The 13,080-nt window shown below is 67.0% G+C and carries 14 protein-coding genes; 10 read left to right on the top strand and 4 right to left on the bottom strand.

The genetic code is table 11. The features are described 5' to 3' along the window. Positions 1 to 3 precede the first annotated feature (3 nt). The 6 genes from J2T47_RS18205 to J2T47_RS18180 all read left to right on the top strand — a co-directional run bounded on the left by J2T47_RS18205 (position 4) and on the right by J2T47_RS18180 (position 6,434). Complete coding sequence (locus J2T47_RS18205; protein ID WP_253449606.1) at positions 4 to 1,590, top strand: ABC transporter substrate-binding protein; 1,587 nt, start codon at positions 4 to 6, stop codon at positions 1,588 to 1,590. Between the two features lie 73 nt (positions 1,591 to 1,663). After that, on the top strand, positions 1,664 to 2,674 hold the full coding sequence (locus tag J2T47_RS18200; protein WP_054906646.1) for an ABC transporter permease subunit: 1,011 nt from the start codon (positions 1,664 to 1,666) through the stop codon (positions 2,672 to 2,674). Between the two features lie 14 nt (positions 2,675 to 2,688). Continuing rightward, positions 2,689 to 3,600, top strand: a complete 912-nt coding sequence (locus tag J2T47_RS18195; RefSeq protein WP_253449603.1) for an ABC transporter permease subunit — start codon at positions 2,689 to 2,691, stop codon at positions 3,598 to 3,600. 67 nt (positions 3,601 to 3,667) lie between these two features. Next, positions 3,668 to 4,645 carry an ABC transporter ATP-binding protein gene (locus J2T47_RS18190; RefSeq protein WP_253449600.1) on the top strand — a complete coding sequence of 326 codons (978 nt, stop codon included), beginning with the start codon at positions 3,668 to 3,670 and terminating at the stop codon, positions 4,643 to 4,645. Then, positions 4,642 to 5,613 (top strand): peptide ABC transporter ATP-binding protein, encoded by a 972-nt coding sequence (locus J2T47_RS18185; protein ID WP_253449597.1) that lies wholly within the window; start codon positions 4,642 to 4,644, stop codon positions 5,611 to 5,613. Before J2T47_RS18190 ends, J2T47_RS18185 begins: the two co-directional genes overlap by 4 nt. A 161-nt stretch (positions 5,614 to 5,774) precedes the next feature. Further along, positions 5,775 to 6,434 carry a hypothetical protein gene (locus J2T47_RS18180; protein ID WP_253449594.1) on the top strand — a complete coding sequence of 220 codons (660 nt, stop codon included), beginning with the start codon at positions 5,775 to 5,777 and terminating at the stop codon, positions 6,432 to 6,434. 9 nt (positions 6,435 to 6,443) lie between these two features. Here the strand turns inward: J2T47_RS18180 and J2T47_RS18175 are convergent, their stop codons facing one another. Further along, entirely contained in the window at positions 6,444 to 7,070 is a 627-nt protein-coding gene (locus J2T47_RS18175) for a LysE family translocator (protein ID WP_253449591.1), read from the bottom strand. Positions 7,071 to 7,214: 144 nt separating this feature from the next. On the opposite strand from J2T47_RS18175, the gene J2T47_RS18170 reads away from it, so the two are divergent. The 3 genes from J2T47_RS18170 (at position 7,215) to prfH (ending at position 9,646) form a co-directional block, all read left to right on the top strand. Then, on the top strand, positions 7,215 to 7,688 hold the full coding sequence (locus J2T47_RS18170) for an Lrp/AsnC family transcriptional regulator (RefSeq protein ID WP_253449710.1): 474 nt from the start codon (positions 7,215 to 7,217) through the stop codon (positions 7,686 to 7,688). Between the two features lie 210 nt (positions 7,689 to 7,898). Next, positions 7,899 to 9,035, top strand: a complete 1,137-nt coding sequence (locus J2T47_RS18165) for an RNA ligase RtcB family protein (protein WP_253449588.1) — start codon at positions 7,899 to 7,901, stop codon at positions 9,033 to 9,035. Beyond that, positions 9,035 to 9,646 carry a peptide chain release factor H gene (gene prfH, locus J2T47_RS18160; RefSeq protein WP_253449585.1) on the top strand — a complete coding sequence of 204 codons (612 nt, stop codon included), beginning with the start codon at positions 9,035 to 9,037 and terminating at the stop codon, positions 9,644 to 9,646. Before J2T47_RS18165 ends, prfH begins: the two co-directional genes overlap by 1 nt. A gap of 2 nt (positions 9,647 to 9,648) precedes the next feature. Here prfH and J2T47_RS18155 read toward each other — a convergent pair whose 3' ends face one another. The 3 genes from J2T47_RS18155 to J2T47_RS18145 are packed head-to-tail and all read right to left on the bottom strand — an operon-like array spanning position 9,649 to position 11,992. Then, positions 9,649 to 10,566, bottom strand: coding sequence for a biotin-dependent carboxyltransferase family protein (locus tag J2T47_RS18155; RefSeq protein ID WP_253449582.1), 918 nt, complete (start codon positions 10,564 to 10,566; stop codon positions 9,649 to 9,651). Then, positions 10,563 to 11,240, bottom strand: coding sequence for a 5-oxoprolinase subunit PxpB (gene pxpB, locus J2T47_RS18150; protein WP_253449579.1), 678 nt, complete (start codon positions 11,238 to 11,240; stop codon positions 10,563 to 10,565). Before pxpB ends, J2T47_RS18155 begins: the two co-directional genes overlap by 4 nt. Next, positions 11,237 to 11,992, bottom strand: coding sequence for a 5-oxoprolinase subunit PxpA (locus tag J2T47_RS18145; protein ID WP_253449576.1), 756 nt, complete (start codon positions 11,990 to 11,992; stop codon positions 11,237 to 11,239). Before J2T47_RS18145 ends, pxpB begins: the two co-directional genes overlap by 4 nt. 130 nt (positions 11,993 to 12,122) lie before the next feature. Here J2T47_RS18145 and lpxO point away from each other — a divergent pair, with 130 nt between their 5' ends. After that, positions 12,123 to 13,022 carry a lipid A hydroxylase LpxO gene (gene lpxO, locus J2T47_RS18140; protein ID WP_253449706.1) on the top strand — a complete coding sequence of 300 codons (900 nt, stop codon included), beginning with the start codon at positions 12,123 to 12,125 and terminating at the stop codon, positions 13,020 to 13,022. Positions 13,023 to 13,080: the final 58 nt, after the last annotated feature.

Here is a 13,080-nt window from a genome sequence, read left to right as displayed (position 1 = left end):
GACATGCCCCTCCCGCGTCTGATCCCCCTTCTGCTCGCGCTCGGCAGCGGCACCGCCCTGGCGCAGAACCTGGTGGTCTGCACCGAAGCGAGCCCGGAAGGGTTCGACATCGTCCAGTACACCGGCGCGGTCACCGCCGATGCCAGCGGCCAGACCGTCTTCAATCGCCTGGCCGACTTCCGCCCCGGCACCACCGAAGTGGTGCCTTCGCTGGCGCAAAGCTGGGAGGTCAGTCCCGACGGGCTGACCTACACCTTCCACCTGCGCCCGGACGTGAAGTTCCATACCACCGACTACTTCAAGCCCACACGGCCCCTCAACGCCGACGACGTGCTCTGGACCTTCCAGCGCCCGCTGGACCCGAAGCACCCCTGGCACGAGTCGTCTGCGCGCGGCTATGCCTACTTCGACGCCATGGGCATGCGTGACCTGATCAAGTCGGTGGAGAAGCTCGACGACCTCACGGTGCGCTTCACCCTGAACCACCCGGAATCGCCATTCCTGGCCGACATGGCGATGGATTTCGCCTCCATCTACTCGGCCGAATACGGCGACCAGTTGCTGGCCGCCGGCAAGCAGGGGCAGCTCAACAACCTGCCCATCGGCACCGGGCCCTTCGTCTTCAACCGCTACGCCAAGGACGCCCAGGTGCGCTTCCGCGCCAACCCGGACTACTTCGGCGGCAAGCCGAAGATCGACAACCTGATCTTCGCCATCACGCCGGACTCCAACGTCCGGTTGCAGAAGATCCGTCGCAACGAATGCCAGATCGCGCTCTACCCCAAGCCCTCGGACGTCCCGGGCCTCACGCAGGACAAAAACCTCGCCGTGGACAGCATCGACGCGCTGCTCACCACCTATGTCGCCCTGAATACCCGGCACAAGCCGCTGGACGATGTGCGAGTCCGCCAGGCGATCAACCTGGCGTTCGACAAGAAAGCCATGCTGGATGCCGTCTACGGCCCCGGCGCTGCCACGCCGGCCATCAACCCGTACCCTGCCACCCTGCTGGGTTACAACAACGACATCCAGGACTGGCCCCACGATCCTGAGCGCGCCAGGGCGCTGCTCAAGGATGCGGGTGTGGGGAATCTCAAGCTGACCCTGTTCACCCGCAACGGCAGCTCCTCGACCATTCCCAATGCAGCGCAGATGGCACAGATGCTGCAGTCCGATCTGGCCAAGGTCGGCATCACCCTGGAGATCCGCACCCTGGAATTCGGCGAGCTGATCAAACGCATCAAGGCCGGCGAACACGACCTCTCGCTGTACGGCGGCTGGGCTGGCGACAACGGCGACCCGGACAATTTCCTTTCGCCCAACCTGAGCTGCGCGGCGGCGAAATCGGGCGAAAACCACGCGTTCTGGTGCGATCAGGGCTTCGAGGCGCTGATCCAGGAAGCCCGCCAGACCAGCGATAGCGCAAAACGGGCGGAACTTTACAGAAAGGCGACATCCCTATTCCACGAACAGGTCCCGTGGATTCCCCTGGCACATCCTAAGCTGTTCAATGTGCGCCGCAGCAATATCGAGGGCTACACCATCAGCCCTCTGACAAAAAACAACTTCGCCGACGTTCAGATCCAGTAACCGGCAAAGTCATAAGAAACCGGCGCCCGTCGCGATCCGACGGGTAGCCGCTCGGTGAGGAGCCCCAACCACCATGCTCAGTTTCATCGCACGCCGATTCGGTCTGCTGATCCCGACCTTCTTCGGCGTCACCCTGCTCACCTTCGCGCTGATCCGCCTGATTCCGGGCGATCCCGTGGAGGTGATGATGGGTGAACGCCGCGTCGATCCGCAGATGCATGCCGAGGCCATGCACCGCCTGGGGCTCGACAAGCCCCTCTACCAGCAGTACCTCGACTACATCGGCAACCTCGCCCAGGGCAACCTCGGCGAATCGCTGACCACCCGCGACAGCGTCTGGCATGAGTTCCTCACCCTGTTCCCCGCGACCCTCGAACTGTCCCTGGCCGCGCTGCTGTTCGCCGGCGTCTTCGGCCTGCTCGCCGGGGTGATCGCCGCCCTGAAACGAGGCTCGCTGTTCGACCACGGGGTGATGACCATCTCCCTGGCCGGCTACTCGATGCCGATCTTCTGGTGGGGCCTGATCCTCATCATGCTGTTCTCCGTTTCTCTTGGCTGGACGCCGGTTTCCGGGCGCCTGGACCTGCTCTACGACATCGAGCCGAAGACCGGCTTCATGCTCATCGACACGCTGCTCTCGGATGAGGAAGGCGCCTTCATGGACGCCGTGCGCCACCTGATCCTGCCGGCCATCGTGCTGGGCACCATCCCGCTGGCGGTGATCGCCCGGATGACCCGCTCCTCGATGCTCGAAGTACTGCGCGAGGACTACGTGCGCACCGCCCGCGCCAAGGGCCTGTCGCCGGCCCGCGTGGTGTTCGTGCACGCCCTGCGCAACGCCATGATCCCGGTGCTCACCGTGTTCGGCCTGCAGGTCGGCACGCTGCTGGCCGGTGCGGTACTGACCGAGACCATCTTCTCCTGGCCCGGCATCGGCAAATGGCTGATCGACGCCATCGGCCGCCGCGACTACCCGGTGGTGCAGAACGGCATCCTGCTGGTGGCGACCCTGGTGATCCTGGTGAACTTCATCGTGGATATCCTCTACGGCCTCGCCAACCCACGCATCCGTCATCAACGCTAACCGGAGCCGACGCCATGAATGCCAACGCCAAAGCTCCCGCCAGCGACCCGAGCCTGGTCTACCCGTCCCCGCTGAAAGAATTCTGGCAAGCCTTCTCGCGCAACAAGGGCGCGGTCGGCGGCCTGCTGTTCATGCTGGTCATTGTGTTCTGCGCGCTGTTCGCGCCCTGGGTCGCGCCCCATGACCCGAGCGAGCAGTTCCGCGACTTCCTGCTCACCCCGCCGCTGTGGCTCGAAGGCGGCAACTCGCAGTTCCTGCTGGGCACCGACGAACTGGGCCGCGACCTGCTCTCGCGCCTGATGCACGGCGCACGGCTGTCACTGATGATCGGCCTGACCTCGGTGCTGATCTCGATGATCCCCGGCATCTTCCTCGGCCTGCTCGCCGGCTTCTCGCCGACCCGCCTGGGCCCGGTGATCATGCGCCTGATGGACATCATGCTGGCCCTGCCCTCGCTGCTGCTGGCGGTGGCCATCGTCGCCATCCTCGGCCCGGGCCTGATCAACACCGTGATCGCCATCGCCATCGTCTCCCTGCCGGCCTACGTGCGCCTGACGCGCGCTGCCGTGATGGGCGAGCTGAACCGCGACTACGTCACCGCTTCGCGCCTGGCCGGCGCCGGCACCCTGCGCCTGATGTTCGTCACCGTGCTGCCCAACTGCATGGCGCCGCTGATCGTGCAGGCCACGCTGAGCTTCTCCTCGGCGATCCTCGACGCTGCCGCCCTGGGCTTCCTCGGTCTGGGCGTGCAACCGCCGACGCCCGAATGGGGCACCATGCTGGCCTCCGCGCGCGACTATATCGAGCGCGCCTGGTGGGTTGTCTCGCTACCCGGCCTGACCATCCTGCTCAGCGTGCTGGCAATCAACCTGATGGGCGACGGCCTGCGCGATGCGCTGGATCCGAAGCTGAAGAACGCGGCGTGAGGACAGTGACCATGCACAGCCTCAAGATCGCCAATCACAACAAGAAGAGCCTGATGGAGACCGCCGTATGAGCCTCCTCGACCTGCGCAATCTTTCCGTGCGCTTCGGCGACCGCAACGCCGTCCCGGTGGTGGACGGCCTCGACCTCTCGGTGGACAAGGGCGAAGTCCTGGCCATCGTCGGCGAATCCGGCTCCGGCAAGTCGGTGACCATGATGGCCCTGATGGGTCTGATCGACGCCCCCGGCATCATCACCGCCGACACCATGCAGTTCGACGGCACCGACATGCTGCGCCTGAAGGGCCGCGAGCGGCGGCGCATCGTCGGCAAGGACATCGCCATGGTCTTCCAGGACCCGATGACCGCCCTCAATCCCAGCTTCACTGTCGGCTACCAGATCGAGGAAGTGCTCAGGCTGCACCGCGGCCTGCGCGGCAAGGCCCTGCGCCAGCGCGCCCTGGAACTGCTCGAACGGGTGGAAATCCCCGGTGCCGCGCAGCGCCTGGACGCCTACCCGCACCAGCTGTCCGGCGGCATGAGCCAGCGCGTCGCCATCGCCATGGCGATTGCCGGCGAGCCCAAGCTGCTGATCGCCGACGAGCCCACCACCGCACTCGACGTGACCATCCAGGCGCAGATCATGGAGCTGCTGCTCAACCTGCAGCGCGACCAGGGCATGGCGCTGATCCTGATCACCCACGACCTCGCCGTGGTCGCCGAGACCGCCCAGCGCGTCTGCGTGATGTACGCGGGGCAAGCCGTGGAGATCGGCGAGGTGCCGGCGCTGTTCGACGTGCCGACCCACCCGTACACCGAGGCGCTGCTCAAGGCGATCCCCGAGCACAACGCTGGCGAGGAACGCCTGGCGACCCTGCCCGGCATCGTCCCCGGCAAGTACGACCGCCCGCAGGGCTGCCTGCTGTCGCCGCGCTGCCCCTACGTGCAGGACAACTGCCGCAGCGTGCGCCCGGCCCTGGAGGCCCATGAGCGCGGCGCCGTGCGCTGCTTCTATCCGCTCAACCTGAACACCGAGGTGGCCCGATGAGCGCCGTCCTGACCGCCCGCGACCTGACCCGTCACTACGAAATCTCCCAGGGCCTGTTCAAGCCGCACGCCCTGGTCCGCGCGCTGAACGGAGTGTCCTTCGACCTGCAGGCCGGCAAGACCCTCGCCGTGGTTGGCGAATCCGGCTGCGGCAAGTCCACCCTCGCCCGCGCACTGACCCTGATCGAGGAGCCCACTTCCGGCTCCCTGCAGATCGCCGGCCACGAAGTGAAAGGCGCCGACCACGACACCCGCAAGCAGCTGCGCCGCGACGTGCAGATGGTGTTCCAGAACCCCTATGCCTCGCTCAACCCGCGGCAGAAGATCGGCGACCAGCTGGCCGAGCCGCTGGTCATCAATACCAGCCTGTCCCGGGTCGAACGCCGCGAGCGCGTGCAGGCGATGATGAAGCAGGTCGGCCTGCGCCCCGAGCACTACCAGCGCTACCCGCACATGTTCTCCGGCGGCCAGCGCCAGCGCATCGCCCTGGCCCGCGCCATGATGCTGCGGCCCAAGGTGCTGGTGGCGGACGAACCGACCTCGGCGCTGGACGTGTCGATCCAGGCCCAGGTGCTCAACCTGTTCATGGACCTTCAGCAGGAATTCGGCACGGCCTACGTGTTCATTTCCCACAACCTCGCCGTGGTCCGCCACGTGGCCGACGACGTGCTGGTGATGTACCTCGGCCGCCCGGCGGAAATGGGCCCGGCGGACAAGCTCTACGAACGGCCGCTGCACCCGTACACCCAGGCGCTGCTGTCGGCGACCCCGGCCATCCACCCCGATCCGGACAAGCCCAAGATCAAGATCCAGGGTGAGCTGCCCAACCCCCTCAACCCGCCCAGCGGCTGCGCCTTCCACAAGCGCTGCCCGTACGCGACCGAGCGCTGCAAGGCCGAGGTCCCGGAGCTGCGCCTGCTCGATGAGCGCCAGGTGGCTTGTCACCATGCGGAGCAGTTCCTGAACTGATGCGAAACGGGCCGGTCATAGGCCGGCCCCTCTTTCGGAAACAGCTGCGTCCTACAACGCAGCCGGACCAGGCCTATCGCCTGATCCAGACAATCCCGCCAGGGTGGCACCCCGCCACTGCCTGCATGCCGTGGCCGTTATCCACAGGGCCACGATCTTCCATGCTGCTGTTCTACCTCCTGCTCATCCTCGTCACTGCGGTCATCGCCAACGTCCAGTTGCACAAGTGGAAGCGTCAGCGGCGCATGGACGTGCGCGCGGCCGTGAAATCGCGGAAAAAGCCGGCGCCGAAGAAGAGAGCACCAGCGGAGGACGTCGATCTCGACGAAATCGACTGGGACGGGCTCGACCAGGAGGAGCTGGATTTCAGCGTGCCGCCCCCGCCAGCCCCAAAGCCGCCGCCTGCGCCGGCTCGTGCCAGGACGACCACCCAACCGGCGGCCGAAGCCAAACCGAAAGCCGAGCCCAGGGACGAATTCTTCGCCCTCGAACGGGCACTGCCACCGGGGCAACTGACGGCCACCCAGCGTGACGAGGCCATGGCGCAACTGCTCAAGACCAGCCTGCACATTCCCACTCCGGAACCTGGCGAAAAGCATGTGGTGCTGGACATGGACGACGGCAGCTATGTGCCGGTCGCCACGCACCCGGCAGCAGCGACCATCGCCCTCGGGCATCTCGCCGAGAGCCTGCAACAACGCAAGGGCGCACAACTGCTGCGTGAGTTGCGCGGCAAGGACCTGGGCCTGCTGGTGGTCGCGCGCAACCCGCAGAAACCCTCGGTGGCGCGGCTGTGGAAAATCCAGCCGGAAGACCTCTGATCCGCGCCTCTACAAATCGCGGATCAGCGCCAGACGCACACCGAAGCCCAGCAGGATGCCGCCGAAACCCCACTGCTGAACGCGCTGCATCGTCCGGTGCCGCGCCAGCCAGCGGCCCATGCGCTCGCCGCTGGCCGCGTAGAAACTGTCGAAGCCCAGCCCGACCACCACCAGCACGCCACCCAGCAGCGCGAATTGCAGCACCAGCGGGCCGTTCTGCGGATGGATGAACTGCGGCAACAGCACCGAACAGAACAGCAGCGCCTTGGGATTGAGCAGATTGGTCAGCAGGCCCCGGCGAAATGCGCGCCGGTAGCTGATTGTGGATAACTCTGCCGCACCGGTCGCCACCGGCAACCCCACTGGCGCGCGCAGCAGTTGCAGGCCAATCCACGCCAGGTAGAGGCCGCCGCCGATGCGCACGACATCGAAGGTCCAGGGCGCGGTACGGAACAGCAGCGCCAGCCCGGTCGCCGCCAGCGCGACGTGACAGCCACGCGCTACGCCCAATCCAAGAGCGGTTGCCAGGGCCACGCGGCACCCGTCGCGGGCACCGGTGTGCAGCAGGAGAATCATGTCCGGCCCCGGCAGCAGGTAGACCATCGCCAGGGCCAGCAGGAAGACGCCGATATCCACAGGAAACACTCCGAAGAAGTCATTGCGGATAGGGATTCTATGCCCGAAGGCCGAGGCAGGTGCTTGCGTATTCAGCCAAGCTGGCGATAACAATTGGCATATCCTGCCAATCGAAAGCTCTTCTGGTAGCCACTCATGCCAAAAATCACACTGGACGCTTACGACCACCGCATCCTCGCCGCCCTGCAGCGCGATGGCCGGCTGAGCAACGTGCAGCTCGCCGAGGAGATCGGCCTGTCGCCCTCCCCCTGCCTGCGCCGGGTGCGCCTGCTGGAAGAGGCCGGGATGATCCGTGGCTACCACGCCGAACTGGGCCGCGACGAAGTCGGCCTGGGGCTGACCGTGTTCGTCGGCGTGAAGGTCGAACGCCACAGCGACACCAGCGCCGCCGCGTTTCGCCAGGCCGTGATCGATCTGCCGCAAGTCATCTCGGTGCACCTGGTCAGCGGCGAGTCGGACTTCCTCCTGCAAGTGGTGCTGCCGGACCTGCGCGCCTACGAGCAGTTCCTCACCGGCACCCTGCTCAAGCTCCCGGGCGTCAGCGACATCCGCAGCAACTTCGCCATCCAGACGGTGAAGGAGTCGGCGCCCCTGCCGCTGCGCCACCTGCCGAAATAGCGGGATTGCGCGCGGGCGGCTGCGCGCCTATCATTCGCAGCCTTCCCATCCACCGACAGCAAAGGAGAGACATCATGCAAGCACTGATCACCCTTTGCAGGTCGCGTCTGGCGTAATCGCTTCCCCGCCGCCCCTCTGGCGGCATCGCATTGCCCGGCTCCGGCCTGCCCCCATCCTCTTTTTTCGTTTCATTCCTCATGGGATTGGACAATGGGCAATTGCATCCAAAATCTGTCCGACGGCATCACCCTGATCGCCGCGGACGACACCTGGATCGAAGGTAAAGCGATCCAGCAACTTGAAACCACCGCCCGCCTGCCGGGCATGCAGCGTGTCGCCGGCATGCCGGACCTGCACCCCGGCCGGGGCTACCCGATCGGCGCGGCGTTCTTCTCCACCGGCCGCCTGTACCCGGCGCTGGTGGGCAACGACATCGGCTGCGGCATGGCGTTGTGGCGCACCGATATCGCCACCGCCAAGCTGAACCTGGACAAGCTGGAGAAGCGTCTGGGCAACCTCGACGGCCCGCTGGACGACGACTGGAGCGAGCGCATCGCCAGATTCGGCCTGCCGCCCTGCGGCCACGAGCATTCGCTGGGCACCATCGGCGGCGGCAACCACTTCGCCGAGCTGCAGCAACTCGACCAGCTCTACGACGAAGCGGCCGTGGCAGCCCTCGGTCTCGATCGTCGGCACCTGCTCCTGCTGGTGCACAGCGGCTCGCGCGGCCTGGGCGAAGCCATCCTGCGCGAGCAGGTGGACCGCTTCAGCCACCAGGGCCTGGAACAAGGCACCGACGACTGCACGCACTACCTGGCCCGCCACGACGGCGCGCTGCGTTTCGCCGAAGCCAACCGCCAGCTGATCGCCCTGCGCATGCTCGACCGCCTGCGGGCGGACGGTGCGCAGGTGCTGGACGTGAACCACAACCTCGTCAGCCGGGCGCAGGTCGAGGGCGTCGACGGCTGGCTGCACCGCAAGGGCGCGACGCCAGCGGATCGCGGGGTGATGGTCGTCCCCGGCTCGCGCGGCGACTACAGCTACCTGGTGGAGCCGGTCGCCGATCCGCGTAGCCTCTTCTCCCTCGCCCATGGCGCGGGGCGTAAGTGGATGCGCAGCGAGTGCAAGGACCGTCTCTCGGCGCGCTACCGCGTCGAACAACTGGCCCGTACGGCACTGGGCAGCCGGGTGATCTGTGGTGATCGCGGGTTGATCTACGAGGAGGCGCCGGAAGCCTACAAGGCCATCGACTCGGTGGTCGGCGCGCTGCGTGAAGCGGGGTTGCTGCGGGTACTGGCACGGCTGAAACCGGTGCTGACCTACAAGACCCGCGGGGAGTGCTGCTGATGATCCTGCTGCAACTTTCCGCGGCCCAGGGGCCGGACGAGTGTGCACTGGCCGTGGCCAAGGCCCTGCAGCGTCTGCTGCGCGAGGCCGAGGCCCACGGCACCGAGGTGCGCGTGATCGAAGAAGAAGCCGGGCCGCGCCGGGGCACCCTGCTCTCGGTGCTGCTGGCGCTGGACGGCGGCTCAGCGACAACGCTGGCCGAGGACTGGAGCGGCACCCTGCAATGGGTCTGCGCCAGCCCTTACCGGCCCAACCACAGGCGCAAGAACTGGTACTTCGGCGGCGCACGCTTCAGTGCGCCACCGGCCAGCCTCGAAGGTGAAGTGCACTTCGAAACCCTGCGCTCCTCCGGTCCCGGCGGGCAGCACGTCAACACCACCGACTCGGCGGTGCGCGCGACCCACGTCGCCAGCGGCCTGAGCGTGAAGGTGCAGAGCGAACGCAGCCAGCACGCCAACAAGCGCCTGGCGCTGCTGCTGATCGCCCGCAAGCTGGAGGAGCGCGCGGAGCAGGCGAGCAGCGAACTGCGCGCCGAACGCCGGCTGGTGCACCACCATCTGGAACGCGGCAATCCGCACCGGGTGTTTCGCGGCGAAGGCTTCGAAGGCTGATTTCAGCCGGAGAAGAAACGCAGGAACGCGCGCAGGTCCGCCTGCGCCTGTTCCACGCTGGTCGGGGCGAAGCGCACTGCGCTGTGCGCCGGGCATTGCGCCAGGCGGCCGATGTCCAGCGGGTGCAGCACGCCCAGCAACGGATAGCCGCCCATGCTCTGGCGGTCCGCCAGCAGGACGATCGGCTGGCCGTCCGGCGGCACCTGGATGGCCCCTTCCACTACCCCCAACGACCATTGCCGGCGAGGCGCGCTCAGCGCTTCGCCGCGCAGCCGCACGCCCATGCGGTCGGATTGCGGGCTGACCTGCCAGGCTTGCTCGAAGAAGACCTGGCGCTGTTCCGCGCTGAAGGCATCCGGGCCGGGCAGTACGCGCAGGGTCGGGGTCTCACGGTAATCCGGTCGATAGGGCCAGGGCACGCTGGCGCCGTGCATGAAACGCTCTCCCAGTGCAGCACAAGTGAGCAAATCGCCCACCACCAGCGACTCGCCATTGCCGGCAAGACCGCCGAGTCTTTCCCGCCTCTGGGTCGCCACACTGCCCAGTATCGGCTGCGCCACGAAACCTCCGGCAGCGGCGAGATACGCCCGTTGTCCGGCACGGGCGAAGCCCAGTTTCAGGCGCTGCCCTGCCCGTACGCGAAAGCGCGACCAGCCCGGCAGCGGCTCGCCTTCGAGGGTCGCCGACGGCTCGGCGCCCGTCAGCGCCAGCCAAGTGTCCGCCTGCGCTTCCAGCTCCGCACCGCCCAGCGCGATCTCCAGCAACGGCAGGCCCGGCGTGTTGCCCAGCAGGCGATTGGCCCAGGCCGCCGCGCGTATATCCACAGGGCCGCCGGGGGACACGCCCAGGTGCTGCCAGCCTTGCCGGCCACCGTCCTGCAACAGGAACTGCGGACCGCAGGCGATGACTTTCAGGCTCATGGCTTGCCTCCGGCCGCCCGATAAGCCGACTCATCGACGGGCACGAAGCGCACGCGGTCGCCCACGGCCAACGGGCAAGGCGGCTGCTGGCGTGGATCGAACAGGCGTTGCGCAGTGCGCCCGAGCAGGTGCCAACCACCGGGCGAGGCCTGTGGATAAACCGCTGTCTGCCGCTCGGCAATCGCCAGGCTGCCGGCCGGCACCTGCGTGCGCGGCGTGGCCCGGCGCGGCAGAGCGAGGCGTTGGTCCAGCTCGCCGAGGTAGGCAAAGCCGGGGGAGAAGCCGATGGCACCGACGCGATAATCGCGGCCGGCGTGCAGGTCGATCACCTGGGCAGGAGTGAGCTGGCAAAGACGGGCGACTTCCGCCAAGTCCTCGCCGGCGTACCACACGGCGATTTCATGCAGGCGCCCGGCGCTGCGATCGAGGGCTGCGCCAGGCCAATCCGCCAGCGCGGCCTGCACGCGCAGCTGCAGTTGCGGCAGGTCGATACGCAGCAGGTCGTAGTGCAGCAGCAGCGTGGTCCAGCCGGGCACGCAATCCGTCAGCGCCGGGCCCAGCTCGGTACGCAGGCGCTCGGCCAGGCGGGCGATGCGCAGGGGCAACGCATCGTCTGGCTGCTCGGCGAGGGTGATCAGCAGCGCCGTGGCGCCGAAGGCTTCGACGCGGATCATGCCTGGTCCAGCAGGCCACGCAGGCGCCGCAGCACCGCCAGGGATTCGGGGTTATCACCATGCACGCAGAGGCTGTCGGCGCGCAGGCGCAGCGGGTTGCCGTCGATATCCGGGAAGGCTTCGCCACGGGCGATGGCCAGGGCCTGGTCGAGGATGCGCTGCGGCTCGTGGTGCACGGCGCTGGGCAGCCGGCGCGGGGCAAGCTGACCATCGGGCAGGTAGGCGCGATCGGCGAAGGCTTCGAACATCAGCGGCACGTCTGCGGCGTCAGCCAGTTGCAGCTCGCGGTTGTTGTCGGCCAGGGCCAGCACCATCAGCGGCAGGCGCTTGCGGTAGGCGGCGCATGCGTCGAGCACCGCGGCGAGCAATGCGTCGTCGCGCACCAGGTCGTTGTACAGCGCCCCGTGGGGCTTCACGTAGGCCACCTGGGTGCCGGCGGCGCGGCAGAACGCATCCAGCGCGCCGATCTGGTAGAGCACCAGGGCGTGGACTTCCTCGGGCGAACAGCTCATGTGCCGGCGGCCGAAGCCGGCCAGGTCCGGGTAGGCCGGGTGCGCGCCGATGCTGACACCCTGCTCCACCGCCAGGCGCACGGTGCGCTGCATGGTCAGCGGGTCGCCCGCGTGGTAGCCACAGGCGAGGTTGGCCTGGTCGATCAACGGCATGGCGTGGACGTCGTCGCCCATGCGCCAGGCGCCGAAGCTTTCGCCCATGTCACAGTTGAGCAGGATTGGCGTGGTGCGCTGGTTCATCGGTAGGCCCCGGGATCAATCTGGTACACAGGTTACTGTACGAATCCACCTTTGGCCTTTGGAGAATATTCAGTCACGTTCAGGAGGAGTACCATTCCGCCTCTAGACCCGTGGAACCGTCCCCCGAATGATCAAAGCCGCCATTCTGGCCGCCTTCGGCCTGAGCATCGTTTATGTCCACCTGCGTGGGCGGGTGCGCCACAAGTTCACGCGCCAGCTGAGTGACCACTCCAGCTTCCTGGCGCCGATCAACTGCCTGATGTACCTGTTCTCCAGGGTACCGAGCCGCCCGTACCTGGCGACCGACGAATTCCCCGAGATGCGCCTGCTCGCCGACCACTGGGAAGCCATCCGCAGCGAGGCCCTGCACCTGCGCGACGCCGGCAGCATCAAGCGTTCCGACCAGCTCAACGACGTGGGTTTCAACTCCTTCTTCAAGACCGGCTGGAAGCGCTTCTACCTGAAGTGGTACGACGACAGCCACCCGTCCGCCGACGCCCTGTGCCCGAAGACCACCGAGCTGCTGCGGCAGATTCCGTCGGTGAAGGCGGCGATGTTCGCCGAACTGCCGCCGGGTTCGCGCCTGGTGCGCCACCGCGACCCCTACGCCGGTTCGCTGCGCTACCACCTGGGCCTGCTGACGCCCAACGACCCCGGCTGCTTCATCGAGGTGGATGGCGAGCGCTACCACTGGCGTGACGGCGAGGCGGTGGTGTTCGACGAGACCTATATCCACTACGCCGAGAACACCACGGACCACGACCGGGTGATCCTCTTCTGTGACATCGAGCGACCACTGAAGTACGGCTGGGTGACGGCGTTCAACCGCTGGTTCAGCCGCAATGTGATGGCCGCCGCGGCCTCGCCCAACGACGCGGGCGACAAGACCGGCGGCATCAACCGCGCCTTCGCTTCGCTGTACAAGATCCGCCTGCAGGGCAAGGCGCTGAAGAAGCGCAACCGCAAGCTGTACTACCTGCAGAAGTGGGGCTTCTTTGCGGCGGTGCTGGCCGTCTTTCTGTGGATATGAGCCGCCCCTGAAACAACAAAGGCCTCCGCAAACGCGGGGGCCTTTTGGTTTTGGCTCA

The organism is Pseudomonas nitroreducens, assembly GCF_024170165.1.
Classification (GTDB): domain Bacteria; phylum Pseudomonadota; class Gammaproteobacteria; order Pseudomonadales; family Pseudomonadaceae; genus Pseudomonas; species Pseudomonas nitroreducens_C.
Note: the sequence above shows the minus strand (reverse complement) of the source record. Positions and strands in the feature narration are given on the sequence as shown.